At 62.5% G+C, this 26,090-nt stretch carries 27 protein-coding genes; 6 read left to right on the top strand and 21 right to left on the bottom strand.

Translation table 11 applies throughout. The features are described from left to right. Nucleotides 1-77 precede the first annotated feature (77 nt). Nucleotides 78-1,019 (bottom strand): hypothetical protein, encoded by a 942-nt coding sequence (locus tag CXQ94_RS01445; RefSeq protein WP_146070202.1) that lies wholly within the window; start codon nt 1,017-1,019, stop codon nt 78-80. A 34-nt stretch (nt 1,020-1,053) separates the two neighbouring features. On the opposite strand from CXQ94_RS01445, the gene CXQ94_RS01440 reads away from it, so the two are divergent. Further along, nucleotides 1,054-1,305, top strand: coding sequence for a hypothetical protein (locus tag CXQ94_RS01440; RefSeq protein WP_181034026.1), 252 nt, complete (start codon nt 1,054-1,056; stop codon nt 1,303-1,305). 100 nt (nt 1,306-1,405) lie between these two features. Here CXQ94_RS01440 and CXQ94_RS01435 read toward each other — a convergent pair whose 3' ends face one another. The 9 genes from CXQ94_RS01435 to CXQ94_RS01395 all read right to left on the bottom strand — a co-directional run bounded on the left by CXQ94_RS01435 (nt 1,406) and on the right by CXQ94_RS01395 (nt 9,889). Next, entirely contained in the window at nt 1,406-2,884 is a 1,479-nt protein-coding gene (locus CXQ94_RS01435) for an FAD-dependent oxidoreductase (protein WP_104086438.1), read from the bottom strand. A 37-nt stretch (nt 2,885-2,921) separates the two neighbouring features. Continuing rightward, nucleotides 2,922-4,172 carry a uroporphyrinogen-III C-methyltransferase gene (gene cobA / locus CXQ94_RS01430; RefSeq protein ID WP_104086437.1) on the bottom strand — a complete coding sequence of 417 codons (1,251 nt, stop codon included), beginning with the start codon at nt 4,170-4,172 and terminating at the stop codon, nt 2,922-2,924. Between the two features lie 101 nt (nt 4,173-4,273). After that, nucleotides 4,274-5,170: an ABC transporter permease gene (locus CXQ94_RS01425; protein WP_104086436.1), complete on the bottom strand. Its 897-nt coding sequence runs from the start codon at nt 5,168-5,170 to the stop codon at nt 4,274-4,276. Beyond that, nucleotides 5,163-5,966 carry an ABC transporter ATP-binding protein gene (locus tag CXQ94_RS01420; RefSeq protein ID WP_104086435.1) on the bottom strand — a complete coding sequence of 268 codons (804 nt, stop codon included), beginning with the start codon at nt 5,964-5,966 and terminating at the stop codon, nt 5,163-5,165. Before CXQ94_RS01420 ends, CXQ94_RS01425 begins: the two co-directional genes overlap by 8 nt. Then, nucleotides 5,963-6,244 carry a hypothetical protein gene (locus CXQ94_RS22120; RefSeq protein WP_146070200.1) on the bottom strand — a complete coding sequence of 94 codons (282 nt, stop codon included), beginning with the start codon at nt 6,242-6,244 and terminating at the stop codon, nt 5,963-5,965. Before CXQ94_RS22120 ends, CXQ94_RS01420 begins: the two co-directional genes overlap by 4 nt. 100 nt (nt 6,245-6,344) lie before the next feature. After that, complete coding sequence (locus tag CXQ94_RS01410; RefSeq protein ID WP_104086433.1) at nt 6,345-7,523, bottom strand: ABC transporter substrate-binding protein; 1,179 nt, start codon at nt 7,521-7,523, stop codon at nt 6,345-6,347. Between the two features lie 170 nt (nt 7,524-7,693). Continuing rightward, complete coding sequence (locus tag CXQ94_RS01405; RefSeq protein ID WP_104086432.1) at nt 7,694-8,764, bottom strand: GTP pyrophosphokinase family protein; 1,071 nt, start codon at nt 8,762-8,764, stop codon at nt 7,694-7,696. 39 nt (nt 8,765-8,803) lie between these two features. Next, on the bottom strand, nt 8,804-9,283 hold the full coding sequence (locus tag CXQ94_RS01400; protein ID WP_104086431.1) for a DUF6882 domain-containing protein: 480 nt from the start codon (nt 9,281-9,283) through the stop codon (nt 8,804-8,806). Nucleotides 9,284-9,337: 54 nt separating this feature from the next. Next, complete coding sequence (locus tag CXQ94_RS01395; RefSeq protein WP_306418888.1) at nt 9,338-9,889, bottom strand: VOC family protein; 552 nt, start codon at nt 9,887-9,889, stop codon at nt 9,338-9,340. A 30-nt stretch (nt 9,890-9,919) separates the two neighbouring features. On the opposite strand from CXQ94_RS01395, the gene CXQ94_RS01390 reads away from it, so the two are divergent. Continuing rightward, entirely contained in the window at nt 9,920-11,167 is a 1,248-nt protein-coding gene (locus tag CXQ94_RS01390) for a hypothetical protein (protein ID WP_104086430.1), read from the top strand. Here the strand turns inward: CXQ94_RS01390 and CXQ94_RS01385 are convergent. The 8 genes from CXQ94_RS01385 to CXQ94_RS01350 all read right to left on the bottom strand — a co-directional run bounded on the left by CXQ94_RS01385 (nt 11,164) and on the right by CXQ94_RS01350 (nt 20,399). Beyond that, nucleotides 11,164-12,531 carry a sulfate adenylyltransferase subunit 1 gene (locus tag CXQ94_RS01385; RefSeq protein WP_104086429.1) on the bottom strand — a complete coding sequence of 456 codons (1,368 nt, stop codon included), beginning with the start codon at nt 12,529-12,531 and terminating at the stop codon, nt 11,164-11,166. The two genes, CXQ94_RS01390 and CXQ94_RS01385, sit on opposite strands and share 4 nt — an antisense overlap. Next, the gene (gene cysD / locus CXQ94_RS01380) at nt 12,531-13,463 is read right to left on the bottom strand and encodes a sulfate adenylyltransferase subunit CysD (RefSeq protein WP_104086428.1); all 933 of its coding nucleotides are present in this window, start codon (nt 13,461-13,463) and stop codon (nt 12,531-12,533) included. The genes CXQ94_RS01385 and cysD overlap by 1 nt, the downstream gene beginning before the upstream one ends. Then, nucleotides 13,460-14,173, bottom strand: a complete 714-nt coding sequence (locus tag CXQ94_RS01375; protein WP_104086427.1) for a phosphoadenylyl-sulfate reductase — start codon at nt 14,171-14,173, stop codon at nt 13,460-13,462. The genes cysD and CXQ94_RS01375 overlap by 4 nt, the downstream gene beginning before the upstream one ends. Beyond that, nucleotides 14,170-15,933 carry a nitrite/sulfite reductase gene (locus CXQ94_RS01370; RefSeq protein WP_104086426.1) on the bottom strand — a complete coding sequence of 588 codons (1,764 nt, stop codon included), beginning with the start codon at nt 15,931-15,933 and terminating at the stop codon, nt 14,170-14,172. Before CXQ94_RS01370 ends, CXQ94_RS01375 begins: the two co-directional genes overlap by 4 nt. 173 nt (nt 15,934-16,106) lie before the next feature. After that, nucleotides 16,107-16,796 carry a sirohydrochlorin chelatase gene (locus CXQ94_RS01365; protein ID WP_258066536.1) on the bottom strand — a complete coding sequence of 230 codons (690 nt, stop codon included), beginning with the start codon at nt 16,794-16,796 and terminating at the stop codon, nt 16,107-16,109. A gap of 51 nt (nt 16,797-16,847) precedes the next feature. Beyond that, a complete protein-coding gene (locus CXQ94_RS01360) occupies nt 16,848-18,227 on the bottom strand; it encodes a DHA2 family efflux MFS transporter permease subunit (protein ID WP_104086425.1) in 1,380 nt (459 codons plus the stop codon). Between the two features lie 5 nt (nt 18,228-18,232). Further along, the gene (locus CXQ94_RS01355; RefSeq protein ID WP_104086424.1) at nt 18,233-19,453 is read right to left on the bottom strand and encodes an ABC transporter permease; all 1,221 of its coding nucleotides are present in this window, start codon (nt 19,451-19,453) and stop codon (nt 18,233-18,235) included. Nucleotide 19,454: 1 nt separating this feature from the next. Beyond that, complete coding sequence (locus tag CXQ94_RS01350; protein WP_258066535.1) at nt 19,455-20,399, bottom strand: ABC transporter ATP-binding protein; 945 nt, start codon at nt 20,397-20,399, stop codon at nt 19,455-19,457. Between the two features lie 105 nt (nt 20,400-20,504). On the opposite strand from CXQ94_RS01350, the gene CXQ94_RS01345 reads away from it, so the two are divergent. The 4 genes from CXQ94_RS01345 to CXQ94_RS01330 all read left to right on the top strand — a co-directional run bounded on the left by CXQ94_RS01345 (nt 20,505) and on the right by CXQ94_RS01330 (nt 22,867). Then, nucleotides 20,505-21,149 (top strand): trimeric intracellular cation channel family protein, encoded by a 645-nt coding sequence (locus CXQ94_RS01345; RefSeq protein WP_181034025.1) that lies wholly within the window; start codon nt 20,505-20,507, stop codon nt 21,147-21,149. 38 nt (nt 21,150-21,187) lie between these two features. After that, complete coding sequence (locus CXQ94_RS01340) at nt 21,188-21,610, top strand: hypothetical protein (protein ID WP_104086422.1); 423 nt, start codon at nt 21,188-21,190, stop codon at nt 21,608-21,610. A gap of 117 nt (nt 21,611-21,727) precedes the next feature. Further along, nucleotides 21,728-22,324, top strand: a complete 597-nt coding sequence (locus CXQ94_RS01335; protein WP_104086421.1) for a hypothetical protein — start codon at nt 21,728-21,730, stop codon at nt 22,322-22,324. An 87-nt stretch (nt 22,325-22,411) separates the two neighbouring features. Further along, nucleotides 22,412-22,867, top strand: coding sequence for a Clp protease N-terminal domain-containing protein (locus tag CXQ94_RS01330; RefSeq protein ID WP_181034024.1), 456 nt, complete (start codon nt 22,412-22,414; stop codon nt 22,865-22,867). A gap of 6 nt (nt 22,868-22,873) precedes the next feature. Here the strand turns inward: CXQ94_RS01330 and CXQ94_RS01325 are convergent, their stop codons facing one another. The 3 genes from CXQ94_RS01325 to CXQ94_RS01315 are packed head-to-tail and all read right to left on the bottom strand — an operon-like array spanning nt 22,874 to nt 26,029. Continuing rightward, nucleotides 22,874-23,977 carry a polyprenyl synthetase family protein gene (locus tag CXQ94_RS01325; protein WP_104086419.1) on the bottom strand — a complete coding sequence of 368 codons (1,104 nt, stop codon included), beginning with the start codon at nt 23,975-23,977 and terminating at the stop codon, nt 22,874-22,876. After that, a complete protein-coding gene (locus tag CXQ94_RS01320; protein WP_104086418.1) occupies nt 23,977-25,311 on the bottom strand; it encodes a geranylgeranyl reductase family protein in 1,335 nt (444 codons plus the stop codon). Before CXQ94_RS01320 ends, CXQ94_RS01325 begins: the two co-directional genes overlap by 1 nt. A 16-nt stretch (nt 25,312-25,327) precedes the next feature. Next, on the bottom strand, nt 25,328-26,029 hold the full coding sequence (locus CXQ94_RS01315; protein ID WP_104086417.1) for a demethylmenaquinone methyltransferase: 702 nt from the start codon (nt 26,027-26,029) through the stop codon (nt 25,328-25,330). Nucleotides 26,030-26,090: the final 61 nt, after the last annotated feature.

Raw genomic sequence — 26,090 nt, 5'->3', positions numbered from 1 at the left:
ATTTTTGACCTGGTTGCAAAGGCAATCCAAGGAAATACCGTGGGCTTCCCTGCGTAAGGAGGGAGGCAGACGATCATTTAGCCAGGGCTGGATCCGGGATCTGTTGTAAGAGAGGCAGGCAGCGCCCAGTTGGCGGCCCGCATTGCTGCGCTACTCATGGCGGAATGGTAGGAGAGCGGGAAACACTGATCCGCTGCAGCAGCTCCGCCAGCCCCACCAGATCCACCAGAGCTGGAACCGGCGCCAGCCGATGCGGAGGCGCTTGTTGTAACGGCAGGAGCACAGGGCCCTGTCGCGGCATTGAAGTCATCGTCACAAGACGGCTGCACCACGACGTCGGTACCAGATCCGGCACTAGCAAGTACTGGATTTCCGGATGCCGGTGACACGGCCTGGAAAGCATGGCCTGCGACAACTACAGATGACGACACACCTGGTGTCTGGCCTGGTGTCTGGGTACCAGCGAAGGAACTATTCAACGCACCGGGAGAAATCCCTGAAGCATCGTCGACACCCGGCATCGCTGCGCCTGGGAGCAATGTCCCCGGCAACACCGATCCCGGCGCACCCGGCGTCGTAGGCGTTCCTGGAGTCCCTGGCGTTCCCGGCGTCGATGGCGTGCCTGGTGGCAGGACAACGTCAACGACGCCACCCACAATGCCAGTTGCGCCTCCGGTAACACCGTCAACAACGGGCTTTAGCGCCCCCGTTACAGGATCCAGAACCGGCGACAAAATTTGCGTGACAGGCGAAGTGATCTGGTCAACGGCCCCCAGCACAGGTGTGGTGACGGAGCCCAGGACATCCGTCACGGGCGCAACAACCTGGTTGCCAAGGTTTCCTACTGGAGTAAGCACCGAATCAACCACACCACCCACAACGGGCACTTTGGTAACAGCCGATTCAACCCGGTCAACGGCACCGGTAATCGGTGCCGTGATCTTGCCAACGGTGCCGTTCCCAACAATTTCGTTGACAACGGGAACCTGGGAAATGGTTTTATCTACCAAATTTGTCACTGGATTGAGCAAATCCGAGATCAGCCCATGAGATTTGTCTGCGGATGCCGGGGCCGTGGTGGAGTTCGAGGACGCGAAGGCGCCGGATGAACTCAACACCATGAAAAGTGCCGCCAAAAAGGCCGCCCCCAAAGCGATCCGGAGGGCACGGGTGAAAGCGCTGCTGCGCGAATATGATTGCTCGCAACTATCCATCGTGTTCACCCCCGAAAACAACTTTGACCGCAAGACCAAAAACTACAGAGACCGCTGGCGAGCGTCTGAGAATCGACTCACCTGTAAGTGAGCCTACGTCTACTTCGGGGAAAGCACCAGCAAAAATCATTCACCCGTGAGATATGGCGCCTCAGAAGGGCCTAAGCCGCCATATCTCGCGGGTCACGGGGTTAGTGAACCTCGGCGGTGCCGCGGGAAACGTTGACCATCTCTTCACGGGAAACAACCTTGACCCGCTCGCGAGCGACCGGACCAGCTTCGGTGGCGGCCGCACCGAGGGCCAGCTCATGCGCATCCAGCTCGTTCCAGCCCTCCCAGGAGGTGAATTCCACGCCCCGGCCGTTCAGGAGCTCGGAAATGGCGTCAAGGCCGGGCGCGACGGCGGAGGGCAGTTCCGCGCGGTCGGCCAGCAGGTGCGTGATGGTCTCCAGGGCGTCACCCTTGGTGTGCCCGATCAGGCCGACGGGGCCGCGCTTGATCCAACCCGTGGCGTAGATGCCCGGCACGTGGACACCATCGGCGCCCACAACCCGTCCGGCGTCGTTGGTGACGACTCCTCTGCGGTGGTCAAACTCGACGTCGGGCAAGGCCGAACCGAAGTAGCCCACGGAGCGGTAAACGGCCTGGACCGGGTACTCGATGAACTCGCCGGTACCGCGGGCGTTTCCGGTGCCATCGAGCTCGTTGCGCTCAAATTTGATGCCGGAAACTTTGCCATCCGCGCCGGTGATCTCCACCGGGTTGTGCAGGAAGTGCAGGTGGAGGCGGCGGGAGGCGCCGGTGGTGGGGTCGGCGGCGTCGTCATCCTGCTCCACCAGCCAGTTGGTCAGCGTGCTAACCATGGTCTTGATCTGGTTGTTGGTCTTGACGGCTTCATCGGAGGCTTCGTCAAAATCGAAGTCTTCCTCGTAGAGAACAATGTCAACGTCGCGGGAGTGGCTGAGCTCGCGCAGCTCAAGGGGCGTGAACTTCACCTGGGCGGGCCCGCGGCGGCCGAAGATATGCACGTCGGTGACCGGGGATTCCTTCAACCCGGCGTAGACGTTGTCCGGAATCTCGGTGACCAGCAGGTCCTCGGCATGCTTCGAGAGCACGCGGGCCACGTCCAGGGCCACGTTGCCGTTGCCGATGACGGCGATTTCCTTGGCGTTCAGGGGCCACTCACGGGATACATCGGGGTGGCCGTCGTACCAGGATACGAAATCGGCGCCACCATAGGAGCCATCGAGTTCGACGCCGGGAATGTTCAGGTCCGCGTCCTTGATGGCCCCGGTGGCGAAGATGACGGCGTCGTAGTGCGCCTGCAGGTCCTCAAGGGAGAGGTCCGTACCGTACTCGACGTTGCCGAAGAAGCGGATGTCCCCGCGGTCCAGAACCTTGCGCAGGGCGTTGACAATGCCCTTGATGCGGGGGTGATCCGGGGCCACGCCGTAGCGGATCAGCCCGTACGGTGCCGGGTAGCGGTCGAAGAGGTCAATGGCCAGGACCAGCCCGTCGCGCACGGCATCACTCTTGGTGAGCAGGTCCGCGGCGTACACACCGGCAGGGCCCGAGCCAATGACAGCCACGCGCAGGGGGCGTTCTTCGGTGCCTCGGACGGTGGGGTTGGCGACGGACTCAGGAGTGTTTGCGGACACGGCTGTGCTCATTTCTTCTGTGAATAAGGAAAAAGTCTATGTGCTAATTCTACGAGTAACTGCTGAGAGTTTCCCGCGTGCCGTAGTAGGCGGTGGCGAGGTCAAGGGGCGCCAGCGGACTCACGCGCACCACATCCCCGACAACGACGACGGCCGGGTTGCGCACCTTGGCCGCCTGGGCGAGGCTCACGATAGTCCCCAGGGTGCCGATGGTGACGCGCTGGTCCTGGGCAAAGCCGTTCTCGATGATGGCGACCGGGCATTCTTTGCCCCGCCCGGCTGCTTCAAGGACGGGCATGGAGCGGTTGAGCGTGCCGACCCCCATGAGCAGCACCACGGTGTGGTCACTTCCGTGCGGCACATGCTCGAGCTCCTCATGGCCGCTGATCATGGTGAACGCTTTCGCCAAGCCGCGATGGGTGACCGGGATGCCGGCGGCCGCCGGGACGCTGACCGCGCTGGTCACGCCGGGAACCACTTCCACGTCCACACCGTTTTCGCGGCAGGCAATGGCTTCCTCCCCGCCACGCCCCAACACGTAGGGATCGCCGCCCTTGAGCCGCACCACCCTCTTACCTGCGTGGGCCTCCCGGACCAGGATCGCGTTAATCTCCACCTGGGGCACGGGATGGTGGCCGGGCGTCTTGCCGACCTCGATGATCTTCACATTCTCGCCCAGCGTTTCCAACAGCCCCCGGGGGCCTAGTCTGTCGGCTACGACGACGTCGGCCTCGGCCAGCAGTCGCCGTCCACGCACGGTGATGAGGTCTTCGGCGCCTGGCCCGCCGCCAACAAGGGCAACCGATCCAGTGGTGCTTTTGCGGTAGCGCTCCAGGGGCAGTTCTCCCGTTTCCAGTGCTGCAACTATGGCGTCGCGGATGGCGGCGGCCCGCAGCGGGTCTCCCCCGGCGTTGACGGCGACCTTGACGTCGTCAACTGTCCCGACGGCGGGCGTCCACGCCGATGACTCGACGCTTGCCGAATGGTTGACGCACCAGACGCGGTTGGCATCCGCGTCGCGGGCTACCAGCGCGTCGACGTCGGGGTTGTTGGTGGCCGTCACGGCAAACCAGGCGTTGGCCATGTCCGCGCTCTCGTAGGCTCGGGATTCCCAGCTGATGAGGCCGGCGGCCACCATATTCTGTGCCGCGATGTGCAGGACAGGTGCAACCAGGGTGACCTGGGCACCGGCGTCGAGCAGGGCCTTGGCACGACGGGCCGAGACGGTGCCGCCGCCCACCACCAGGACCGGGCGGCCCAGGAGCCGCAACGAGGTTGGGTATAGATCCACAATTGCCATGAAATGACCTTAAGTAGTGCCAATGTTTGCGGCCAAGACGTTCGTTACACCAGTTCATCTGGCGTCACGTGGGGACACAATCGACAGACCGGCCTGGGCCGTCAGCGCGTGCTGCCAGCCAGCAAGCCGCGACCCCGCAGGAGCCGCTTTTCCACCGGCGCAAACACGATCAGTTCCACGGCGATACCAACAAAAAGGATGATCAGGATCGCGGACATGACGATTCCCATGTCGGCGAGTTGTCGGCCCTGTTCCAGCAGCGATCCCAGTCCAAAGCCAAGTGATCCACCCATGGCGATAATTTCTGCTGCCATCAGCGAGCGCCATGAGAACGCCCAGCCTTGTTTGAGCCCGCCCACATATCCGGGCAAGGCTGCCGGGAGCACCACGTGCACCGCCATCTCCCAGCGGGAGGCTCCCAGCACCTGGCCGACGCGGCGGTACTGCGGTGGGATCTGGTCCACCCCGGCGATCAGGCCGTTGATGATGGAGGGGATGGCGCCCATGAACATGACGAAGTACACGGTGGCGTCCGTGAGCCCGAACCAGATAATGGCGGCCGGCACCCAGGCAACGGACGGCAATACCTGAAGGCCCGAGATCAGGGGCCCGAAGGCGCGGCGCAAGATCCGCACTTGGGACAACAGCAAGCCAATGGGGGTGGCCACCACGATGCTGATAACAAAGCCGATCAGCCCGCGTTGCAGCGATGTCCCCACGGCTTCTTGCGCCGTCCCGGCCTGCCACAAGGCACCGAGGGAACCCAGGACATCCAACGGGCCGGGGACCAGGTCACGGCGTCGCAACCCCAGGGAGACGTAGAACTGCCAGGCCAGCAGCAACACGATGAACGCGGCCAGCGGCAGCAGGACCCGGGACAGGTCGAAGCTTTTGCGAGACGTGTCATCCGACTGTAATGAGTCCAGGCCGGCTTCCAGGGACCGCATTTCCTCGGCACTGCCGCTCTTGATCATCGGTGATGTCAATGTCTCAGGCATGTCGGCGGATCTCCTCGCGCAATCGAGCGGTGATTTCCGCTGTTAGCTCGCCGGCGGCGCCAGCGTTAGTGCGGTGTTCTTCGGATACCTGCCATTGAGCAACGACGCGGCCGGGTTTGGAGGAGAGCAGCAGCACCCGCTGTCCTAAGCGCACGGCTTCACGCACGTTGTGAGTGACGAAAATAATGGTCCGTCCCGTTTCCTTCCAGATCCGTTCCAACTCGTTGTGCAGCAGATCCCGCGTGATGGCGTCAAGGGCGGCAAATGGCTCATCCATCAGCAGCAGCGGCCGGTCCTGAGCCAGCGACCTGGCCAGCGCCACCCGCTGGCGCATGCCGCCTGACAACTCATGCGGCCGCTTGTCGGATGAATGGCCAAGGTGCACCAAATCCAACAGTTCGGTGGCCCTGGCTTTACGTTCTGCCTTGCCCACACCGCGCAGCTTCAACGCCAGTTCCACGTTGCCGCGGGCTGTGCGCCACGGGAACAGTGCCGAATCCTGGAACATGAACGCTGCTCCCCCGACGGGGACTTCCATGGCGCCCGACGTCGGCATGTCCAGGCCGGAAATCAGATTCAGTAGCGTCGATTTACCGCACCCCGACGCTCCCAGAAGGGCCACAAACTCGCCTTGGTAGACCGTGGCATTGACGTCTTCCAGGACCGGGGGCCCGGAGCCAAAACGTTTGCCAAGGTTTTCCAGTACGACGACGGGTGCCCGGCCTTCGCCGTCGACCGCCGTTGCGCTGGCAGCGCCACGGTCCGCGTCTACCTTTTCGGCGAGTGCTTCTGTCATGGAGTTTCCGATCCGTGGTGCGCGGGGCTGGTCGCCGTTGTGCCGGCGGCCACCGGCAAGGAGGTGGTGATTTGAGATGTGGAAGCTCCACTGGGATGGCTGGCGGCTGAGGCGGACGCCACCACTGCGCCTGTCCCGATCAAGGCGATCAGGGCGGCGACGGCAATGATCTCCACGCCATACCGGCGACGCGACACTTCAGGGGCCTCATTGGAGAAGACCGCCGGACAGGGCTGTCCTGTGCTTGCAGTTGTCGCCTGCCGTCCCGATGTAGTCATAACTAGACGGTAGGCAATGGCCTCTCACAGGATCAACGATCGGGACACCCGGGGTCACGCAAGTTCACGCGGCGTCACATTGGCGATGACGGTCGCACCCCTACTCGATACCCAGTCCCCCTGCTGAGACGGGTGCCTTTCCGTCCTTAGTCAGAATCTTGTTCAGCTCCCGCAGGTCGAAGATGCCCGATAGATTTGCTTTGGTGCTCACGCCGGCCTGAATCCCGTGTTCAAGGAGTTCCGGGTAGGTCCCCGCCAGTGGATCAGAGGTGAAGGTGAGCTCGGATAGCGAGCGTTTGATGACGTCCGCGGACAGCGCCTTTCCGGCTGCTGCGACCAGCGCGGCGTTGACTGCACCGGCGTCGCCGTCGGTCCCGGAACCATCCTTGTGGGTGTTGAGCCAGTCAACCGATTCAACGTGACCGGCCAGAAGTGCGGCAACAGTTTGCGGGTGCTGCGCCAGGAAGGACTTGTTGACCACCAAGATGGTGGTGCTGAACTCGCCCTTATCCCACAAGTCGGCCTCGTTGACCAGGACCTTGGCACCGGCCTCAAGGACGAGACGGGAGGCCCAGGGCTCGGGCAACCAGGCGCCGTCAAGCTTTCCATCCTGGAAGAGTTTGAGAGTGCTGGCGTTTTCGGTGGGGTTGATGGTGACGTCCCCGCCACCGCTGGGCGTGGTGGTGAAGCCCTGACCGGCCAGCCACGAACGCAACGCCACATCCTGCGTGCCGCCCAGCTGCGGGGTGGCGAGGACCTTTCCTTTTAGCTGTGCCGGGGTGGTGATGTCCGGCTTGACCACCAGCTGTGCGCCGCCGCTGGTGGCACCGGCGATGATGCGGATGGACTCTCCACCGCTTTTTGCGAACGAGTTGATGGCCGGATTAGGCCCCAGGTAGGCTGCGTCGATTGCACCGGCGTTGAGCGCCTCAATGGCCGACGGTCCGGCGTTGAATACCTGCGTCGTCAACTTGGTGGCGCCGAGGTTCTTGGCAAAAATCCCTTTGTCCACGCCAATGAGGGCCGGCGCGTGGGTAACGTTGGCGAAGTAGCCCAGCTTAAGGGTGTCTGCCGGGCTGGTTGAGACTACGGGAGTGCTTTCGTTTTTGGATCCGGCGGTCACCGACGCCACCGCGGCACCGGCACCAATGAGGGCGACAAGTGCGGCAACGGCCACAATCTCGATGCGACGAATTTTGCGGCGGGTTTTCTGCCCGGCGACGATTCTTGTGGTCTTCGGCGCGGAATTTTCGGGTTTTTCGGGGGTGCGTTCAGGCATGGGAAGTCCTTGGATTTTTCAGGAAGTGGCCCGAGGATCCGGCCGTGGCGATTTTCGCCATGGCTCAACGCTAGGGAAAACAACACGTGCACTCAACGATGCTGACGCACGGGGTCACGCTGATTCACGCCGCGTCACAAACGCCTGCCGAGCCGTGCCGATGGCGGCCGTTAGTCGCGGTCGGTGCGGAGTTTGCGCAGACGGGAACGGAGTTTACCTTCGCGGTTGGCGTCAGATCCGACCGCCTTGGTGGTGTCAACATACCTCTCACCAAAGGACTGCAACAGGAGGTCATCGGCCACGCGGACCTGCCCGGGTGAGAAGCGGTAGCCCATGATGCGTGCCACCTGGTCCGGGTCAACTGACTTGAACCAGTTCTCGGCATCGCTGACCGTGGCAACGCCGTTGGCAGCCAGGACTTCCACCATCCAGCCGTACTGGTTTGCCTTGCTGTTGCGGTAGTTGGGAAACGCCCGGGCCAGGACGCCCTGAAGAGATCCGGCGTCGAGCGTCTGGGATTCGTGCGCGGGCTCCACGGCGCCGTCGGCCTGCAAGCGTTTGAGGATGTCGCTGATGTTCACGAACTGCTGGTCGGCGAGTTCGATCAGGGTCGAGGCCATGGTGAAGGCCCGGCTGATCTCGGCGTTGTCGCCACTGCTGCCCTTGAAGCGGATGTCGTGTTCAAATTCCGCCCATGCATGCTGGAGCACTGTGCGGATCTGCACCTCAAAGCGCTGGCCAACACAGTCCACGCACCCATTGGGTGGATTGCCTGCGGGGACTTCCAAGGTGAGGTGCCGGCCGGCGTAGCCAATGCCCCCGTTCTTGCGCATCATGGCTGTTTTGTCTTCGTCGTCGTGGCAGGTGAACTGGCTGGTTAGGGCGATGGCGACGGCGTCAATGTCGGATTCAACGAACAGGATCACGCGGATGCCAATCAAGTCATCCAGGCGGGTCATGCCACCTGGGTACTTCAGCTTGCCGTTTTCGTCGCGTCGTTCGCTTTTCTCTTGCGCCGACTTTTCGCTCTTGACGCGGAAACGGACATCGTGGTGGTTTAGGCCATCGTCGTGCAGCCTGCCCACAATGGTGCTCCTGATGGCCTGCGCCGCACCGTTCAGGGTACGTGCGGGGAAAGTGGACTCCGCAATGGCAAAGTCGGTGCCGTATTCAGCGTGAAGTTCGATGGTGCGCCCCCTTGTGACAGCGTGGCCGATATGCGCCGGCCCTGCCTGCCTCAAATTCTCCCACCTTCGCCAGCCTTGTCCAACGCCGCCTTCTTAGGGGATGTTGTTGGTGATGGTAAGCGGGCCAAAGGTTATAAAAACGTGGGCTGTTCCGGCATTCCCGCTATATGTGCCGCTGGCATTGATTTGTCTTGCTGCCACCGCCGTGAATTCCCAGGCGGCCGCCATGTCCGCAATAACCTTCCGTTCGGTGAAATTCGGAAGGTCGTTCTGCGCGCCCCACTCTCTGGCAGCCAGCGCGGCGTGCCGTAAGGGGATAGGTACAGACGGGTGATCCCAGCCCCACAAGAATGTTCCTTCGTTGAGGGTGCCAACAACTTGAATGTCGGCGGTGACCACCTTGTCGGGAAACGTGAACGTAACTTTGCCTTCGTCCATGTTCACGTTCCAGCGACTTTCGGAGCTGTTCAGCCCCCACGTGTTGGCGTGGATTTGCTGGACTCTGGTCATCCCTTCAACACTGGCGGCGACGTAGTCCTGCGGCGTTTTCTTTTTTCGCTCAAAGATTCCCATGAGCTAAATGCTAGCCTTGCGGCCTTGCAAAAAGATCGGCGGGGCGGCCCGCCGTCAGGCGCCTTCGTTCTGCCCCGCCATGAAGGCCTCGGGACCCTGCTCGACGGCCTTCGGATCCATCCACATCGCACTGAAGTGGTTGCCGTCCGGATCCTCGAAGTCCCTGGAGTACATGAAGCCAAGGTCCTGGGCCGGGCGCGGCTCTTTGCCGCCTGACGCCAACGCCCTCTCGGTCAGCTCGTCCACGGCTGCCCGGCTTTCGCGGCTCACCGCCGTTTGAACCTGGATGGCCGTGGCGGGGTCAACAATGGGTTTGTCAGTAAACGTGGCCAAAAATGTCGGGGTCAGCACCATCACGTAAATGTTCTCGTCGACCAGGATGCAGGCGGCATTCTCATCGGTGAAATTCGGCTGAATCTGCCATCCAAGCCCCTCAAAGAATGCCTTAGAACGGTTCAGATCGTTGGTGGGAAGACTGATAAAAACTTGCGTGGACATGGTTGCTCCCAAGGTGTGGACAAAGACAAAAATGGAACAGATGCGTTCATTTTCGCGAACCCCGTAGACCGTGTCAATGAACTCTTGTCCGCCCCGAAAATGAAGCACACACTGGTATGTATCGAGAAGGAGCAGGCCATGACATACGCCTCAAATAGTAACGCCGTCCTGATTGATAGTTGCCGCCGTTTGCAGAATCTCAACGTCTTGCTTGAGGTCACCGAGGATGTGGCAACCACCAACGGAAACGGATGGAGCTTCCAGCTCAACTGCTACCCGCCCGCCGGCGAGTACTGCCAAACCAGCCCGCTCACGTGGATGCAGTACATTGTCTACGTTCAGGGCGGCAATCTCTCATACGAGATCCAGTACTGGGCCACCGGCCAGTCAACCTGGCCGTCCGGTTACACCCCGCAACCGGGAACCACACCCTGGCTGCCCTGCTGGGCCAACGACTACTACCTCTCCAGCCCGTTCGCGAGCATCAGTGGAGACACCCTGCCCCGCCAGACCACCCTCCAGATTGCGCTCGGCACGAATGAGGCCGGAGGTGTCAACAAGGTCACCTTCACCTACACAGATCGCGACGGCAACGCCCATTCCGCGGAGTTTGACCCACCGGCGGTGCACCCGATTGTCGCCTTCGAACTGAACCTCGTGGGGCCGGGAGGTTCCGCGAACGCCAACTTCACCCAGGGGATCACGAACTCGCGCGGCATCATCTACTACAGCATCTCCTCCGGTGAGCTCTCCGTACAGAACGGCGGAGCAGGTTCGGCCTGCGGCGAGGCTGGGGTATTCACCGCCGAGACATCCAACATGAGCTATTCGGACATCAGCGGGGCACCAGGCACTACCGTCACGCAGATCCTGCAGCAACCTGTGTCGTGCGCCGTCAACAACTTGTTCGAGACCCACCAGACCCAAATCGGGAAGATGCAAAAGATTCGCGACGCTCAAGTGCTCGGGCACCCTGCGGGCAAATGGCTCGTGGAGGTCCTGGAGCGTCACGCCGCCGATCTGGCAATGCTGGTCACCGATAAGGAAAGCCCCGTGGCAAGGGACGCCCGGGACCTGCTGACACGGGCCACCGCCGTGGTCAGCGACAAGCGCACCTTTGACAGCGACCTCGTGGACGACGCGCTCCGCTTCCTCAAGCGCGCCGCCTGCGAACTCCCCCCAACCATGAACACCGTGGCACCGGCTGCCAGCACCCTGCTCGAATCGTTGCGGGGCAGGACGCTCGAGGACGGGCTGGCCGTTGCGAGCAAGACCATCATGCCGCGCTTCACAGCCCCCAAAAAACCGTGCGGCTGCTGCGGCGACGGCCTCGCCGCACGGGTGGCCAACCTCGAGGAACGGGTCAGCCGACTCGAGGCGCCTTAGATCACGTAGCGCTCGTCCTCGTGGTCGCCCGGGTGATCCTTGACCAGCCCGGCCGCCAGCGTGTTGCCGTCCTGCGGGTCGATCACGAGGAATGCACCTGTTCGGCGATGCCGGGCGTAGGACTCCACGGGAAGCGGTGAGGCCAGGCGGATCTGAGCCGAACCAATGTCGTTCAATTCCAAGCCCGACGCCGGCGCCTCGGCAAACGTCGCCAGGTCCAGTTTGCCGGTCACGGCGCGGATGAGCCCTTGAACGGTTTTGCTGCCGTGCTTGATGAGCACCTTGGAGCCCTCGCGCAACGGCTTGGTGGAGAGCCAGCACAGCTCGGCATAGACGTCCTGGCTGACCTCTCCGAACGTGCCCGTCGCAGCAATAACGTCGCCCCGGGCAATGTCGATCTCCTCGCTCAGACGCAGCGACACCGACTGCGGGGCAACTGCGCGCTCCAGCGAGGTACCCGCAAAGTCGATTCCCACCACAGTTGCGGTTCGACCGGCCGGCAGCACCGTGATCTCCTCGCCCACGGACACAGCCCCTGAAGCCACTTGCCCCGCGTAGGCGCGGTAATCACGGAAGGCGGCACCGCCGTCGTCCGTCAAGGACAGCTCGGGAGCCAACGCACCCTGCGGCCGGACCACCAACTGCACCGGGAAGCGGAAGGGCTCCAGGCCACGCTCCAACTCATCGGTGGTGGGCAGGGCTTCGAGAATGTCCAGCAAACTGGGGCCCGTGTACCAGGGGGTGTGGGCGGAGCGATCCACCACATTGTCACCCTCTAGTGCGGAAACGGGCACCACCAGCACATCGGAGACACCAATTTCGGCGGCAACCTTTTGCACATCCGCCTCAATGGTGCGGAACACGTCCTCGCTGAAACCGACCAGGTCGATCTTGTTCACAGCCACCAACACATTAGGCACCCGCAGCAGCCGCAACACGGACAAATGCCTGCGCGTCTGCTCCAGGACGCCCTTGCGGGCATCGATGAGCACGACGACGGCATCCGCAGTGGAGGCGCCCGTCACCGTGTTCTTGGTGTACTGCACATGCCCGGGGCAATCCGCCAGGATGAAGCTGCGGCGGTCCGTGGCAAAGTAGCGATAGGCGACGTCGATCGTGATGCCCTGCTCGCGTTCGGCCCGAAGACCGTCCGTGAGCAGCGCCAGGTCAATCTTTTGCGTGCTGCCGTTCTCCCCGCCAAAGCCTCGGTCAGCCGAGGTGCGGGTGACCGCGTCCAGCGTGTCTGCCAGGATGGCCTTGGAATCGTGGAGCAGACGCCCCACCAAGGTGGATTTTCCGTCGTCGACAGAACCGGCCGTGGCGAAACGGAACAGCGTTCCGGTGCCCAAAGTAACAGTGCTCATTAGAAGTAGCCGTCTTTCTTGCGGTCTTCCATGGCTGCCTCGGAAATGCGGTCATCGGCCCGAGTGGCGCCACGTTCGGTCAGGGTGGAGGCGGCGACTTCGCGGACGACGTCGTGGACGGTAGTTGCATCTGAGGCAACGGCGCCGGTGCAGGACATGTCCCCAACGGTCCTGTAGCGGACCTGCTTGGTAACGACTTCCTCGCCCGGGCGCGGTTCGGAAACCGGGCCCACGGCGCGCCACATGCCGTCGCGCTCATAAACCTCGCGGTCATGGGCGTAGTAGAGGCCCGGCAGCTCGATGTTTTCGCGGGCGATGTAGCGCCAGATGTCCAGCTCGGTCCAGTTGCTGATGGGGAACGCACGCACATGCTGGCCCACGGTGTGGCGGCCGTTGTAGAGGTTCCACAATTCGGGACGCTGATTCCGCGGATCCCACTGGCCAAACTCGTCGCGAAGCGACAAGATGCGCTCCTTGGCGCGGGCCTTGTCCTCATCCCGTCGCCCGCCGCCAAAGACGGCGTCAAACTTGTTCTTCGCAATGGCATCCAGCAGCGGCACGGTCTGCAACGGATTGCGGGTGCCGTCGGCGCGTTCGGCCAGCTCTCCACTGTCGATAAACTCCTGCACGGAACCCACCTCCAGGCGTAGGCCCAGTCGCTCCACCGTGCGGTCGCGGAACTCAATGACCTCGGGGAAGTTATGCCCGGTGTCCACGTGCAGTACCGGGAACGGGACCTTGCCCGGCCAGAACGCCTTGGTGGCCAGGTGCAGCATGACCACGGAGTCCTTGCCGCCGGAGAACAACAGCGCCGGACGCTCAAACTCGGCCACCACCTCGCGGATGATGTGGATAGCCTCGGATTCGAGCAGGTCCAGCGAGTTCAGCTCAGCGTCCTGCGCAATCGTCGTTTCAGTAATTTGGGTGCTCATACGTGTAGCCCGCATTCTGTCTTGGAGGTTCCGGCCCAGCGCCCGGACCTGGGGTCGGCGCCGGGTGCCACTTTCTTGGTGCACGGCGCGCAGCCGATGGACGGATAGCCCTGGCTGAGCAGGGGGTTCACGGGCAAAAGGTTGTCATCCGAGTAACTGATGACCTCGTCATACGTCCAGGTGGCCAGGGGGTTGACCTTGACCAGGCCATTTTTCTCGTCCCAGCTGACCAGCGGGGTGTTAGTGCGTGTGGGTGCCTCGTCGCGGCGGACGCCGGTGAACCAGAGTTCGTACCCTTTCAAGGAACGGCTCAGCGGCTCAACTTTGCGCAGCGCACAGCACTGGCCGGGGTCTCGGGCAAAGAGGTCCTTACCCAGCAGCGAATCTTGTTCCGGAACGGTGTTCACGGGCAGGACGTCAACGACGTTGACCCGCAGATTCTCGGCCACCTCGTCGCGTGTGGCGTAGGTTTCCGGGAAGTGGTAACCGGTGTCCAGAAAGAGCACATCGACGCCGGGCAGCTGGTCCGCCACCAGCGCCGGCAGCACGGCGTCGGCCATGGAACAGGCGACGGCGGTGGCTTGCGTCGGGAAGTTCCGCGACACCCAGGCGATCACGTCCTGTGCGGAGGCGTCCCAGGCCAGTTCTGCAGCACCTGATTCGGCGATGGCCTTCAGCTCCCGGTGGGTTCGGAGCGTTGTGGTTGTCATTTCAGCAACTCCTCATCGACGCGGTGGGCGAATTCGGCAAATGTTTCACCGTCGGTGCGGGCACCAACGTATGTCCTGACCACGCGTTCCACGTAGTCGGGCAGCTCGGCGGCGGTCACCTTCAGGCCGCGGATGGTGCGGCCCAGGCCTGCCTCGACGCGGTTGTCGGTAGCCAGACCACCACCCAGGTGGACCTGGAAGCCGGGGGCGGTGCCGCCGTCGTCCGTGGGTAGCATCATGCCCTTCAGGCCAATGTCCGCGGTTTGGATCCGGGCACAGGAGTTGGGGCAGCCGTTGATGTTCAGCGCGATCGGCTGGGTGAGAACCTTCGTGTCCACCAGGTCGGCGAGACGTGTTTCCAGTTCGCTGATGGCTGTGGCTGCTGTGTCCTTGGTGTTCACGATGGCCAATTTGCAGTATTCGATGCCGGTGCAGGCAATGGTGGAACGGCGGAAAAGCGACGGGCGGGCGGACAACCCGAGCCCGTCCAGCACGGCGATGAGAGGCTCCACCTGGTCCTTTGGCACGTCAAGGATGACGAGTTTCTGGTGCGGTGTGGTGCGCAGGCGGAAGGAGCCGTGTGCTTCCAAGGCGTCCGCAACGGCGGTCAGCGTGCTGCCAGATACGCGGCCCACGGTGGGTGCCACACCGATAAAGAACTTGCCGTCCTTCTGCTCGTGCACGCCAATGTGGTCCCCGGGAGACGTGGGCTTGGGCGCGGGTTCGCCGTCGGGCAGCTTGTGGCCCAGGTACTCGTCCTGAAGGATTTGGCGGAACTTGGCGGTGCCCCAGTCGGCGAGCAGGAACTTCAGGCGGGCCTTGGTGCGCATGCGGCGGTAGCCGTAGTCGCGGAAGATGCTAGTGACACCCAGCCATACCTCGGCGGCAACTTCTGGCGAAACAAAGACGCCCAGGCGTTCGGCCAGGCGCGGGTTGGTGGACAGGCCACCTCCCACCCAGAGGTCATAGCCGGCGCCCAGTTCGGGGTGAACCACGCCCACTAGGGCGAAATCGTTGATCTCGTGGACCACGTCCTGGGAGGGGTGGCCCGTGATGGCCGTCTTGAACTTACGTGGCAGGTTGGCCAGCTCGGGGTCGCCGATGAACCGGGCGCTGACCTCCTTGATCAGCGGGGTGGGGTCGATGATCTCGTCCTTGGCGATGCCGGCAACTGGGGATCCCAGGATCACTCGGGGCACGTCGCCGCAGGCCTCGGTGGTTGACAGGCCGGCAGCCTCGAGGCGGTTCCAGATCTCGGGAACGTCCTCAACGCGCACCCAGTGGAGCTGGACGTTTTGCCTGTCGGTCAGATCGGCGGTGTCGCGGCCAAACTCGGTTGAAATCTGCCCGATGACACGCAACTGCTTGGTGGTGAGGGCGCCGCCGTCGATGCGGACCCGGAGCATGAAGTACTTGTCCTCGAGTTCGTGCGGCTCAAGCGTCGCAGTCTTGCCGCCGTCGATTCCCTGCTTGCGCTGGGTGTAAAGCCCCCACCAGCGGAAACGGCCGTGCAAATCGGTCTTCTCGATGCTGTCGAAGCCGCCGTGCGCATAGATCTTCTCGATGCGGTCCCGGACGCTCAGTCCGCCGTCTTCCTGCTTCCAGGCCTCGTTGGCATTCAACGGAGCCGTGCCGTCCACCTTCCACTGGCCGTGCGGCTTCGCCGCGGGCCTGGCACGCGCTGGCCGTGGTGCCGGAGATTCAGCAACGGGTGTGGCGGGGACCTCGGCGGTCGCTCCGGCTAGAGCTGTCTGTGTCATATGACGAGCGTAGGGTTCCGCCTCCGCGCAACAAATCAAAAATGCAACGCACGTTCACCTAAGGCAATATTTCGTCACACGCCCTTTTCTGGCCTTTTTTGTGCCTCCCGGCAGCGTCCCCGCGGCGCGAGCCGTGAGCTATGGCGACTTAGATCCGCCGAAGTCGCCATAGCTCACGGGTCACGGCGGGACAATGCCGCGTCGAAGTGCTCCAACGCCAGCTGGGCCAGCAGCACCGACGGCAACAAGGGTGCTGAGACGAAGTCGGCCCCAGCCGCCCCGAGCTGATCGTGGAAGTACCCGGGCGCCAGCAGATAGGACGCAATGGCCACGCCGGCTGCCCCATCCGCCCGTAACTGCGCCACCGCCGCCGGAACGGACGGCTCGGCGCTGGCACCGTAGGCGGCCACAATGCGTTGCGGGCGGCGGACGGCCAGATCGGCGGCCAGCACTTCAATCTGCTCGGCAGCCTCCGGTCGCGAGGATCCGGCCGCTGCCAGCACGATCCCCCAGTCCTTGGGAAGCTCCCCCAACCGCTCGTGCAGCAGCCCGGCCAGCCGCGGATCCGGCCCCAAAGGCGCCGCCGCGAATGTATTGGTGCGGGTCGCCACGGCCTCGGCAATGTCCACCTGCACGTGGTATCCCACGGTAAGCAGCAGGGGAACGACGACGGCGAGCACCCCCGAAGGCACCCCGCCCACCACGTCGGGAAGGGCCGGTTGCTGGACATCCACATAAGCTTCCAACACGCTCAGCCCGGGGCGAAGCTCTGCGATCTGAGCCCGGATTTCATTGACACGCGCCTGGCCCTGGATGTTGCTTGTGCCGTGGGCGCACGCGATCATGACGGGTTCTTTGCCCATACCCAATACCTTTCCCAGGTTCCGAACTTGTTTGTTGCCAATGTACGGCACCTAAGGGACCGGTGGCGCCTTGGTTCGGATCGAGGGCTTGTTGGTGATGCCCATCGCGGAGATCACCCCGCCGGCAACGAACAGCAGTGCCGTGATGACCATGACTCGGCGAAAGGAGTCAAAGTCCAGGACTCCGCCGAGCATGACGCCGACCAAGGCCACGGCAATCAGGCCGGCCACACGGGACACGGCGTTGTTGATGGCCGATCCGATGCCGCTTTGTTCCTGCGGGACCGATCCCAGAATAGCTGCCGTCAAGGGGGCCACCGTGATGGAGAGCCCCACCGCAAAGACGATTTGGCCGGGTAGGATCTGCAGCCAAAAGTTGAAGGGCTCCGCCGTCGTAGTCATCAGCAGGTACCCCACCCCAGCCAGCATTGGCCCCGCCGCCATGAAGAGCCGGGGGCCGTATTTTCCGGCCAGGGTGCCAAACACTCCCGCCAGCAGGAGCGAGATGATGGAGACGGGCAGGGACGCCAACCCGGCCTGGGCTGCGGTAAACCCGGCAACCTCCTGTAAGAACAGCACCACCAGCAGCTGCCCCAGGGATACGCCTGCGTAGACGAAGGTGGTGGCCAGGTTACCGATGCCAAAATTCCTGATCCGGAACAGGCCCAATGGCATCATGGGCGCCGGGGTCCGTTGCTCCCACCACAGGAACGCTGCCAGGGCGGCCACACCAACCGCGAAGGGAATGAAAACGGCGGGACTCCCCCACCCCAGCCGGTCCTGCTCGATCAGCGCAAACACTGTTCCGGCCAGGCCGACGGCGGCCAACACGGCACCGGGAACATCCACCCGGCTGGGCCGGGCAGCAACCAAGTCGCTGCTCTTGCGGGGTAAATCCAATCCCTTCAGCAGGATCATGGTGGCGGCGATGGGAAGGACGTTGATGGCAAAAACCAGCCGCCACGAGGCGAATTCAACCAGCAGTCCGCCCACCAGCGGCCCGGCCAAGAAAGCGGTTCCGGTCCAGGCTGTCCAGGTTCCGATGGCCTTGCCCTGGGCGGGCCCGCTGAAGGTGGAGGTGATCAGCGCCAGCGAACTCGGTACCAACAGGGCCGCCCCGGCACCCTGAACGGCTCGGGCAGCAATCAAAAAAGTTGCGTCTGGTGCCACCGTGCAGGCCAGCGACGCCACCCCAAACACGAGCAACCCGGCAAGCAGGATCCGGACGCGGCCAAAAGTGTCAGAAAGGGATCCGGCAATCAGAATCAGGGACCCCAAGGCCAAAAGGTACGCATCCACCACCCATTGCGCCGTGGTGATCCCGCCGCCCAAGTCGCGTGAAATTGCGGGAAGCGCCACGTTCACGATGGCCCCGTCCAGGAACGCGACAAAGGAGGCCAGGATTGCCACCCATAGGACCCTGCGTTGCATGGTTCTCAGCTCCTCTTGGCAAAGGCCGTACGCAATGAGAGCTTGCGGGAGTATTCGATGGAGCCGTAGCGGAAGAGGTGGACGGCCAGTCGCAGCGCCAGCACACCAAAAATGAACAACTCGGCAATCACAATGGCAGCAGAGACACCGTTGAGCGAACCAAACGCGTTGCGCAGCATTGCCGTGACGGGCGCCGTGAACGGGAAGAACGTGAAGATTTGAACGATGACCGACCCCGGGTCGCTGACCACCATGGTCACAATGTAAAACGGGATGAACATCATGAGCATGACCGGGCCAAACACCATGCTGGCTTCTTTGGCCGTGGGCATCACAGCCCCGATGCTCACCAGCACGCCGGTAAACAAGATGAAGCCCCCTATCAGAAGCAGAGCGCCGATCAGCATCGGCCAGAACTGGAAACTCAGCTTGGAGAGGTCAAAATTGGGTATGGCCAGCTGGTCCCGGAAGAACACATAGCCCAGGAGCATGGGTGAGGCGAAGACAATCGACTGCAACGCACCCACCATGAACAGCGAGATGATTTTACCCACCACCAGCGTTGTCGGGTTCAGGGTGGTCAGGATCATCTCGGTGACCCGGTTCTCCTTTTCCTCCAGTGTGGACGCCAACATTTGGTTGGCCAGCAGGATGATCACCACGTAGAACAGAACCAGAAATAGCAGCGGCGGAATCACCGTTTGCAGGCCGCCAGAAAGTACCCCGCCCTTGAAAGTTTCTGTCTGGGTGTTGAAGTTGCCTTGCACGGCGGCCACCAGCTGGGGGGATCCCACCTTTTCCTGGGCCGAGAGGACCACTATCTGTTTGGCAACGGCGTCGTATGTTCCATTCTTGAAAATTCCCTGATCGGCCCCGTAGACCAGCACGGGGTCCTTCGCCAGGCTCGCTGGGAAACTGAAGTAGGCATTGAGTTTGCCGGCCTTCACCCGTTCGACAGCGGTGCCTGGGTCCTTCTCAACCGCGCCTCCCAGGGCCTTGGCGATGGCCGGATCGATCAAGGAGGACGCATCCGTGTAAGTGAAATCCAGGGTCTGCGATTTTTGCGCCTCGGACAGCGACTGTGTGGAGGAGCTGCTGGTAAAGACCAGCACAAACACGAGGGCCAGCAGGATCGGGATGGCCAGGGTGGCAATCCAAAAGCGCCGCTTCTTGACGGTGCGGGTGAATTCAAAGGCCACCACAGTGCCCAGATTGTGCCGGTCCATGCTACTTCACCCCCAAAGCGAGGGGCGCGGCGGCATTTTCACCATAGACCTGAATGAAGATGTCATCCAGGCTCCGTTTCGACGCCACGAAGCCGCGCACCACCACACCGCTGGTGACCAGGTCGTGGAGCACCTGGGCCTCATCGACGCTTTCATCCAGGGCCAGCTCGGCATAGTTGGTTTCCCGCAATGTCACCTGGTAGTGCGGGGAATCGGGAACCCTCCCACTGTACTTGAGCTTGATAGTCCGGCCGCCAAACTGGTTTTGCACCTCGTCAATGGTCCCGTAGGCCTCGGATTTCCCGTCCTTGAGCAGGATGATCCGATCGCACAGCCGCTCTACCTCCTCCATCTGGTGGGTGACCATCATGACCGTGGCACCGGCCCTCTTGCTGTCCTCGATGATGTCCATCAACAACCGCCGGTTTACCGGGTCAAAGCCCTTGGTGGGTTCGTCCAGGATCAGCAGTTCGGGCTCGTTCATGATGGTCACACCCAGCTGGATCTTTTGCTGTTCACCACCGGAAAGCTTGTCCACCCGCTGACCTGCCTTGTCAGCAAGGTCCACCCGGTCCAGGTATTCGCGGGAGAATTTTTGCGCCTCATTCCTGCTCAGGCCCTTGAGCCGGCCAAAGTAGCTCATGACATCGAGCACCGATTCCTTCTTGTAGAGTCCGCGTTCCTCCGGAAGGTAGCCCAGCCGCGCACCAAAGCCGTCGCCGAAAACTTGCCCGTTGATGTTCAGGGTTCCCGAGGTGGGGCGGTAGATGCCCAGCAATGCCCTGATCGTTGTCGTCTTTCCGCTGCCGTTGCTGCCCAGAAATCCAAAGGTCTCACCACGTGCCACATCGAAGGACAACCCATCGATGACTTTCTTCTCGCCGAACTGCATGTGGAAATCCTGGATGTGAATCAGCGCAGCTGTTGGGTCGACGGCAGGTCTCATGGAGTTAGCGTAGTCACAACCTCAGACAATGACACCTAGTGCCGCGCGCCGTAGGCTTGGTGCCGTCGCAATGCCCTCCCCCGCCGCCTACCGATGAATGCGCTGATGACCTTCCACCTTGCACTGATTCTTGACCTTATTGGCGTGTTCTTTTTTGCCGTCTCTGGCTCGCTTCTGGCTGCCCGCCGGGGTTTTGATCTGGTGGGGTCGTTGCTGCTGGGGTCCATGGTGGGGCTGGGTGGCGGTGTCGCCCGCGACATCATCTTGAACACCGGCCCACCGTCGGCCTTCACCAACCCGATCTATCTGGCACCGCCGCTCCTTGCCGCGGTGCTGGTGTATTTCATACCGGGGAACATTGAGCGCAGCGCCCGCCTTCTGTTGACCTTCGACGCCGGAGGTTTGGCCCTGTTTTGCATCACCGGAACCCTCAAAGCCCTGGAAGCTGGCATGAATCCCGTGGCGGCGTTGCTGCTGGGTGTCACCACGGCCGTTGGTGGCGGAATCCTCCGCGATGTCACAGCTAACGAGGTCCCGCGCGTGTTTGATCCCAAGGACCTGTACGCGATCCCGGCGTTTGTGGGTGCGGGCCTGGCCGCGGCGCTGTGGCATCTGGGCTGGCTCAACCTCCTCACGGGGACCCTTGCCGCCGTCGTGGTCTTCGGCCTGCGCATGCTTAGCCTGCGATTTGGCTGGCATGCCCCTCTGGCGGCCCGAAGTTGGGCGCGCCCTCGATTCCGCCGCCGCTAGGATTGATAGCAAGTCCGTTGCCGATCTTGGAGATTTAGATGTCCGACATGTTCGTAGAGAAATTCCGTGCCTTGGTGCCCCAGTATTTGCAGGAGCCCTGGGAGGAGGCCGACGGGATTGCCCAGGCCGATCTTGAGGCGGTTTTTGCCGAGCTGAACATCACCGTTCCGCAGGCCCTGCGCGAATTCCTGCACGCCGTGGGCAATTGCGAAGAACTCATGGAGGCCTACTACTACTTCTGGGATCCGGAAGAACTTGAGATCCAGGACGGCTACCTATTGTTCCTGGAGGACGAGGACGAGGCCTACACATGGGGTATTTTGGCCGATCAGGCGGACGTCCCGGATCCTATTGTTTGGCGCCGCAACAACGCCACCGGTGCCTGGATCAATGAGGAAGGCACCTTCAGCGAGTTCGTCTTTGACATGCTGGACTGGGTGTTCACAGACGACGACGACTGACTTTGCTATGTACCGACCCGTGGCCGCAGCAATGCGCCCGCGGGTCGGTTTTTTCTGCTTGCCAAACTCATCGCTGGCACTATGGGAATAATCAGAAAGGCGTTGTATCTTTGCGATATGGACGCTCAGGAGCAACTCTCAGCATTGATCCCCGATCCCACCACCATTGTGGAGCTGGTCGAAAGAGTGGTCGAGGGTATGTGGCCCCGATCGGACTCCGACCGTAGGGCCCTTTTCCACAAGTTGGGTTTCACCAGCGGTGCCAGATGGGACGATCCTGGTGATGACTCCTCCACGGCACACTTCGCCCTCCTCACCGAACTCCCCGGTGTCCTGTCGAGTTCCTGGACCAGTTACAACGGGCATTTCATGGGCGTCAGCATGCAGCCATACACGGACATGGCACCGAACAATCCGGGCACGCGCACCGGTTATGAGGCCATCAGTGCCCAATTGACCGAGCTCTATGGGCCGGCCATCAATCCCTGGCACGACCCCGCGGTTCAAACGTGCATCTGGAACGTCAACGGGCGCCGGATCATCATCAGGTTCTTCAATCTGCAACACAGCGGAATCATGCTCAGCGTGTACGACGCCGGGCTGGCCGCCGCCGCCGACGCAGAATCGCGGCACCATACGGCCCCCGCCCACTGGAACGGCAGCGAGGAGAGAGTCAGTCCGTTCGTGCTTCCCCGGCTTGGTTCGGGGATCTAAGACTTGCGTTGACCATGGACATCGCAGAGACAGGCATCTAACGTGGGCATAGTGGTCTTAGCCAGCGAATCCTAGGATGTGATGGTCGTGTTTGAACTGTTTACCGATGCTGCAGAGGCCGTGGTGCTTCATGGGATTGATGAAGCACAGGGCGTGGCGGCAAAGGAAATTGAGCCAGTCCATCTACTGCTTGGCATCATGGACTTCACCGATGGTGTTGGTGCCGCGGTGCTGACTGGCGAAGGTGTGAACCGGCAATCCGTGATCAACAAACTTGGCCTGCCGGACACCACGACAAAGAAACCTGGGCGCATCCACAACCGGCTTAAAGGCGGTGCCATGCAGTTCTCCAGCGGCTCCCAGCAAGCACTGCAGGCCGCCGAACAACAGGCACTGCAACTACAAAGCCCCACCATCACCGCCGAACACCTGCTGCTGGGTCTCCTTCAGGGGACCGAGATGCAAGAGCTGGTCAGCACCCTGGGAAGCAGCGCCGACGCCATCAGCCACTCCGTTAAAGAGAAGCTAGACGGCGCCGGCTAACGCGGACTAAACGTCCCGGGAAACCACGGCTTCGGCGAAACTGGCAAGGGCCGTTTTGACCATGCCCTCGGGCAGTGGCGCCAGCGCGGCGATGGCCTCGGCCGACCATTCACGGGCAACCACCCACGACTGGGCTGTCACCGGGTGCTCACGCAACGCGGCCACTGCGGCCGCCAGCGCCTCATCACTGGTGAGGTCACCATCAACCAGCGCCAAAACAGCGTCGGCTGAGGCGTCGCCGCCGGCGGCAGCCTTGCGCAGGAGCAGCACAGGCAAGGTGGGGACCCCTTCGCGCAGATCGGTGCCCGGGGATTTTCCCGAAACCTGCTTCAAACCGGTCACATCAATGACGTCGTCGGCCAGCTGGAAAGCAACGCCCACCTTTTCACCGTACTCAAGCATGACGTCCTGCATCTCTTCCGGGACCCCGGCAAAGATTGCACCGAGCTGGCCGGAGGCCGCAACCAGTGATCCGGTCTTGTCCGCGATGACTGAGAGGTAGTGCTCGATCGGATCCTGGTCCTCGCGGGGCCCCACCGTCTCGTGGAGCTGGCCCAGGCACAGCCGCTCAAAGGTGCGTGCCTGAATGCCCAGGGCCCGGGAACCGAGCTCGGAAACCAGGATGGAGGCACGGGCAAAGATCAAGTCGCCGGTCAAGATCGCGACGGTGTTGCCCCAGACCTCATGGGCGGTGGGAGCGCCGCGTCGGAAGGGTGCGGAGTCCATCACGTCGTCGTGATAGAGCGTGGCCAGGTGCGTCAGCTCAACCACGACGGCGGCCTGCACCACTTCCTTGCGGCTCGCGTCGCCCAGGTGGGCGGCCAGCAGGACCAGCAGAGGGCGGATGCGCTTGCCGCCGGCTTCCACCAGGTGCCGGCTCGTGGCGTCTGCCAGGGGATCGGAATTGGCGATGGCCTCGCGCAGGACCTTTTCCACCTTGGCCATGCTCATGGCAATGGATGGCCCAAGTTCCGGGTCATCGGCGACGGCGGAGAAGCCTGCGGGCAGTTGCATCCCGGTAGCAATGGCCATGGTGCTGGGATTCGGGTCATGCGACTCGGGATGCCCGTGTCCGGCATGGGTCCAGCTGTGGTTCGCGGGAGTAGTCACTACTTAACACTCACTATTGGTAGGGATGTTGCTTGGATGTGCGTGGAAATGCCTTGGTTGCTGGTGGCAGGGACCAGCTTCTCCAGTAGATGAATCACTCTATCCTCAAAACCGCGTTCGCCAGCGTCGGTGAGATTGGCCATCATGCGGACAATGAACCGCATCAGCACCGGCACTGGCATGCCTGTGCGTAGGGCCAGTTTCATGATGGCCGGCTTGCCAATGAGGGAGGCGAACATCCTGCCCAGTGTGAAGTGGCTGCCCCACTGCTCCTTCACAAAGTCTGCGTAGCCGTTGAGTACATGGTCGGTGGCCAGTTTGGAGTTCGCCCCCGAGGCTCGAATGATGTGTTCGGCGGCAAACCGGGCCGACTCCATGGCATAGGAGATGCCCTCACCGTTGAAGGGGCTGACCATGCCCCCGGCGTCGCCGAGAAGCATCAAGCCATCCGAGTAGTGCGGGGTCCGGTTGAAGCCCATGGGCAGTGCCGCTCCGCGGATGGGGCCCACCTGATTTTCGGGGGTAAACCCCCATTCAGCGGGCATCGAGGCGGTCCAGTCGCGCAACACCTGGCGGTAGTCGAGCTTGCCGAATTCCTTGGAGGAGTTCAGTATGCCCAGGCCAACGTTGGAGGTGCCGTCGCCCACGCCGAACACCCAGCCGTAGCCGGGCAGCGTCTTGCCTGGCTGGCCGCCGCGGGATGGCGCGTTGAGTTCCAGCCAGCCTTCCATCCAGTCGTCGTCGTGGCGGGGGGAGGTGAAGTAGGTGCGGTACGCCACGCCCATGGGGCGGTCATCGCGCTTCTCGTGCCCCAGGGAAACGGCGGTGCGGGTGGAGTTGCCATCCGCTGCCAGTACCACGTCGGCATAAAAGTTGGCCGTTTCGCCAGTCTTTCGCCCTGCCTCGTCCAAAACTGAGGCCGTGGCACCGACCACCTTTCCGGCGTCGTCAGTCAAGGCCGAGGTCACCGAATGACCCTCAAGAATGGTTGCTCCGGCGGCTCGGGCATGGACGGCCAGGGCTTCGTCGAAGCCAAGCCGGGTACGGATCAGGCCATAGTTGGGGAAGTTGGAGAGTTCTGGCCAGGGAACCTCAACGGTTCGCCCACCGGCGATCAGGCGCAGGCCCTTGTTCCGGCGCCAGCCCTCGGCCGGGTCGTGCGGCAGGCCCATGAGCTGCATTTCGCGTACGGCCCGGGGAGTCAAGCCATCGCCACAGACTTTTTCGCGCGGGAACCGGGTCTTTTCCAACACGGTGACCTCCACCCCGGCCGTGGCCAAGTGGTAGGCCGCGGTGGAACCGGCGGGGCCGGCACCTACAATCAGTACCTTCACAATGAGTGGAGTTCCTTTAGTTGGTATCTGGTTTCACGCCGCGGTGCACGGCAACAATGCCGCCGCTCAAGTTCCTGTAGGCCACCTGGGTCCAACCGGACTCGGTCAGCCATGCGGAAAGCTCGTCCTGGTTGGGCCAGACGCGAATGGATTCGGCAAGGTAAACGTAGGCGTCCGGATTGGAGGCCACCTTTTTGGCAATGGGAGGCAGTGCCCGCATCAGGTACTCGGTGTACACGGTGCGGAATACTGCATTGGTGGGGTGCGAAAATTCGGCCACCACCAGCTTGCCGCCGGGCTTGGTCACGCGCAGCATTTCCTGCAGGGCCTTCTTCGGGTCAATCACGTTGCGCAGGCCGAAGGAAATGGTGGTCGCATCAAAAGTGTTGTCGGCAAACGGCAAGTTCGTGGCGTCTCCGGCAATGAAGTCAATGTCGGGGCGGCGGCGCTTGCCCACCTTCAGCATTCCCACGGAGAAGTCGCAGGCCACCACGGCTACGCCGGCGTCGGCGAAGGGTTCGCTGGAGGTTCCGGTTCCGGCTGCTAGGTCGAGGACCCGCTGGCCTGGGACAGCACCTACCGCGTCAACCACAATGCGGCGCCAACGGCGTGTCTGCCCCATGGACAGGATGTCGTTGACGACGTCGTATTTGGGGGCCACGTCGTCGAACATGGCTGCCACTTCTTCCGGACGCTTCTCCAAGGATGCACGGTTCACCCCCTTAGTCTCTCAAACTTTGCTGGTGTTCGCTCACCGCTTTGGCGCGGTTGTGGGGGAT

It is taken from the genome of Arthrobacter sp. GMC3 (genome assembly GCF_002929305.1).
Classification (GTDB): Bacteria; Actinomycetota; Actinomycetes; order Actinomycetales; family Micrococcaceae; genus Specibacter.
Note: the sequence above shows the minus strand (reverse complement) of the source record. Positions and strands in the feature narration are given on the sequence as shown.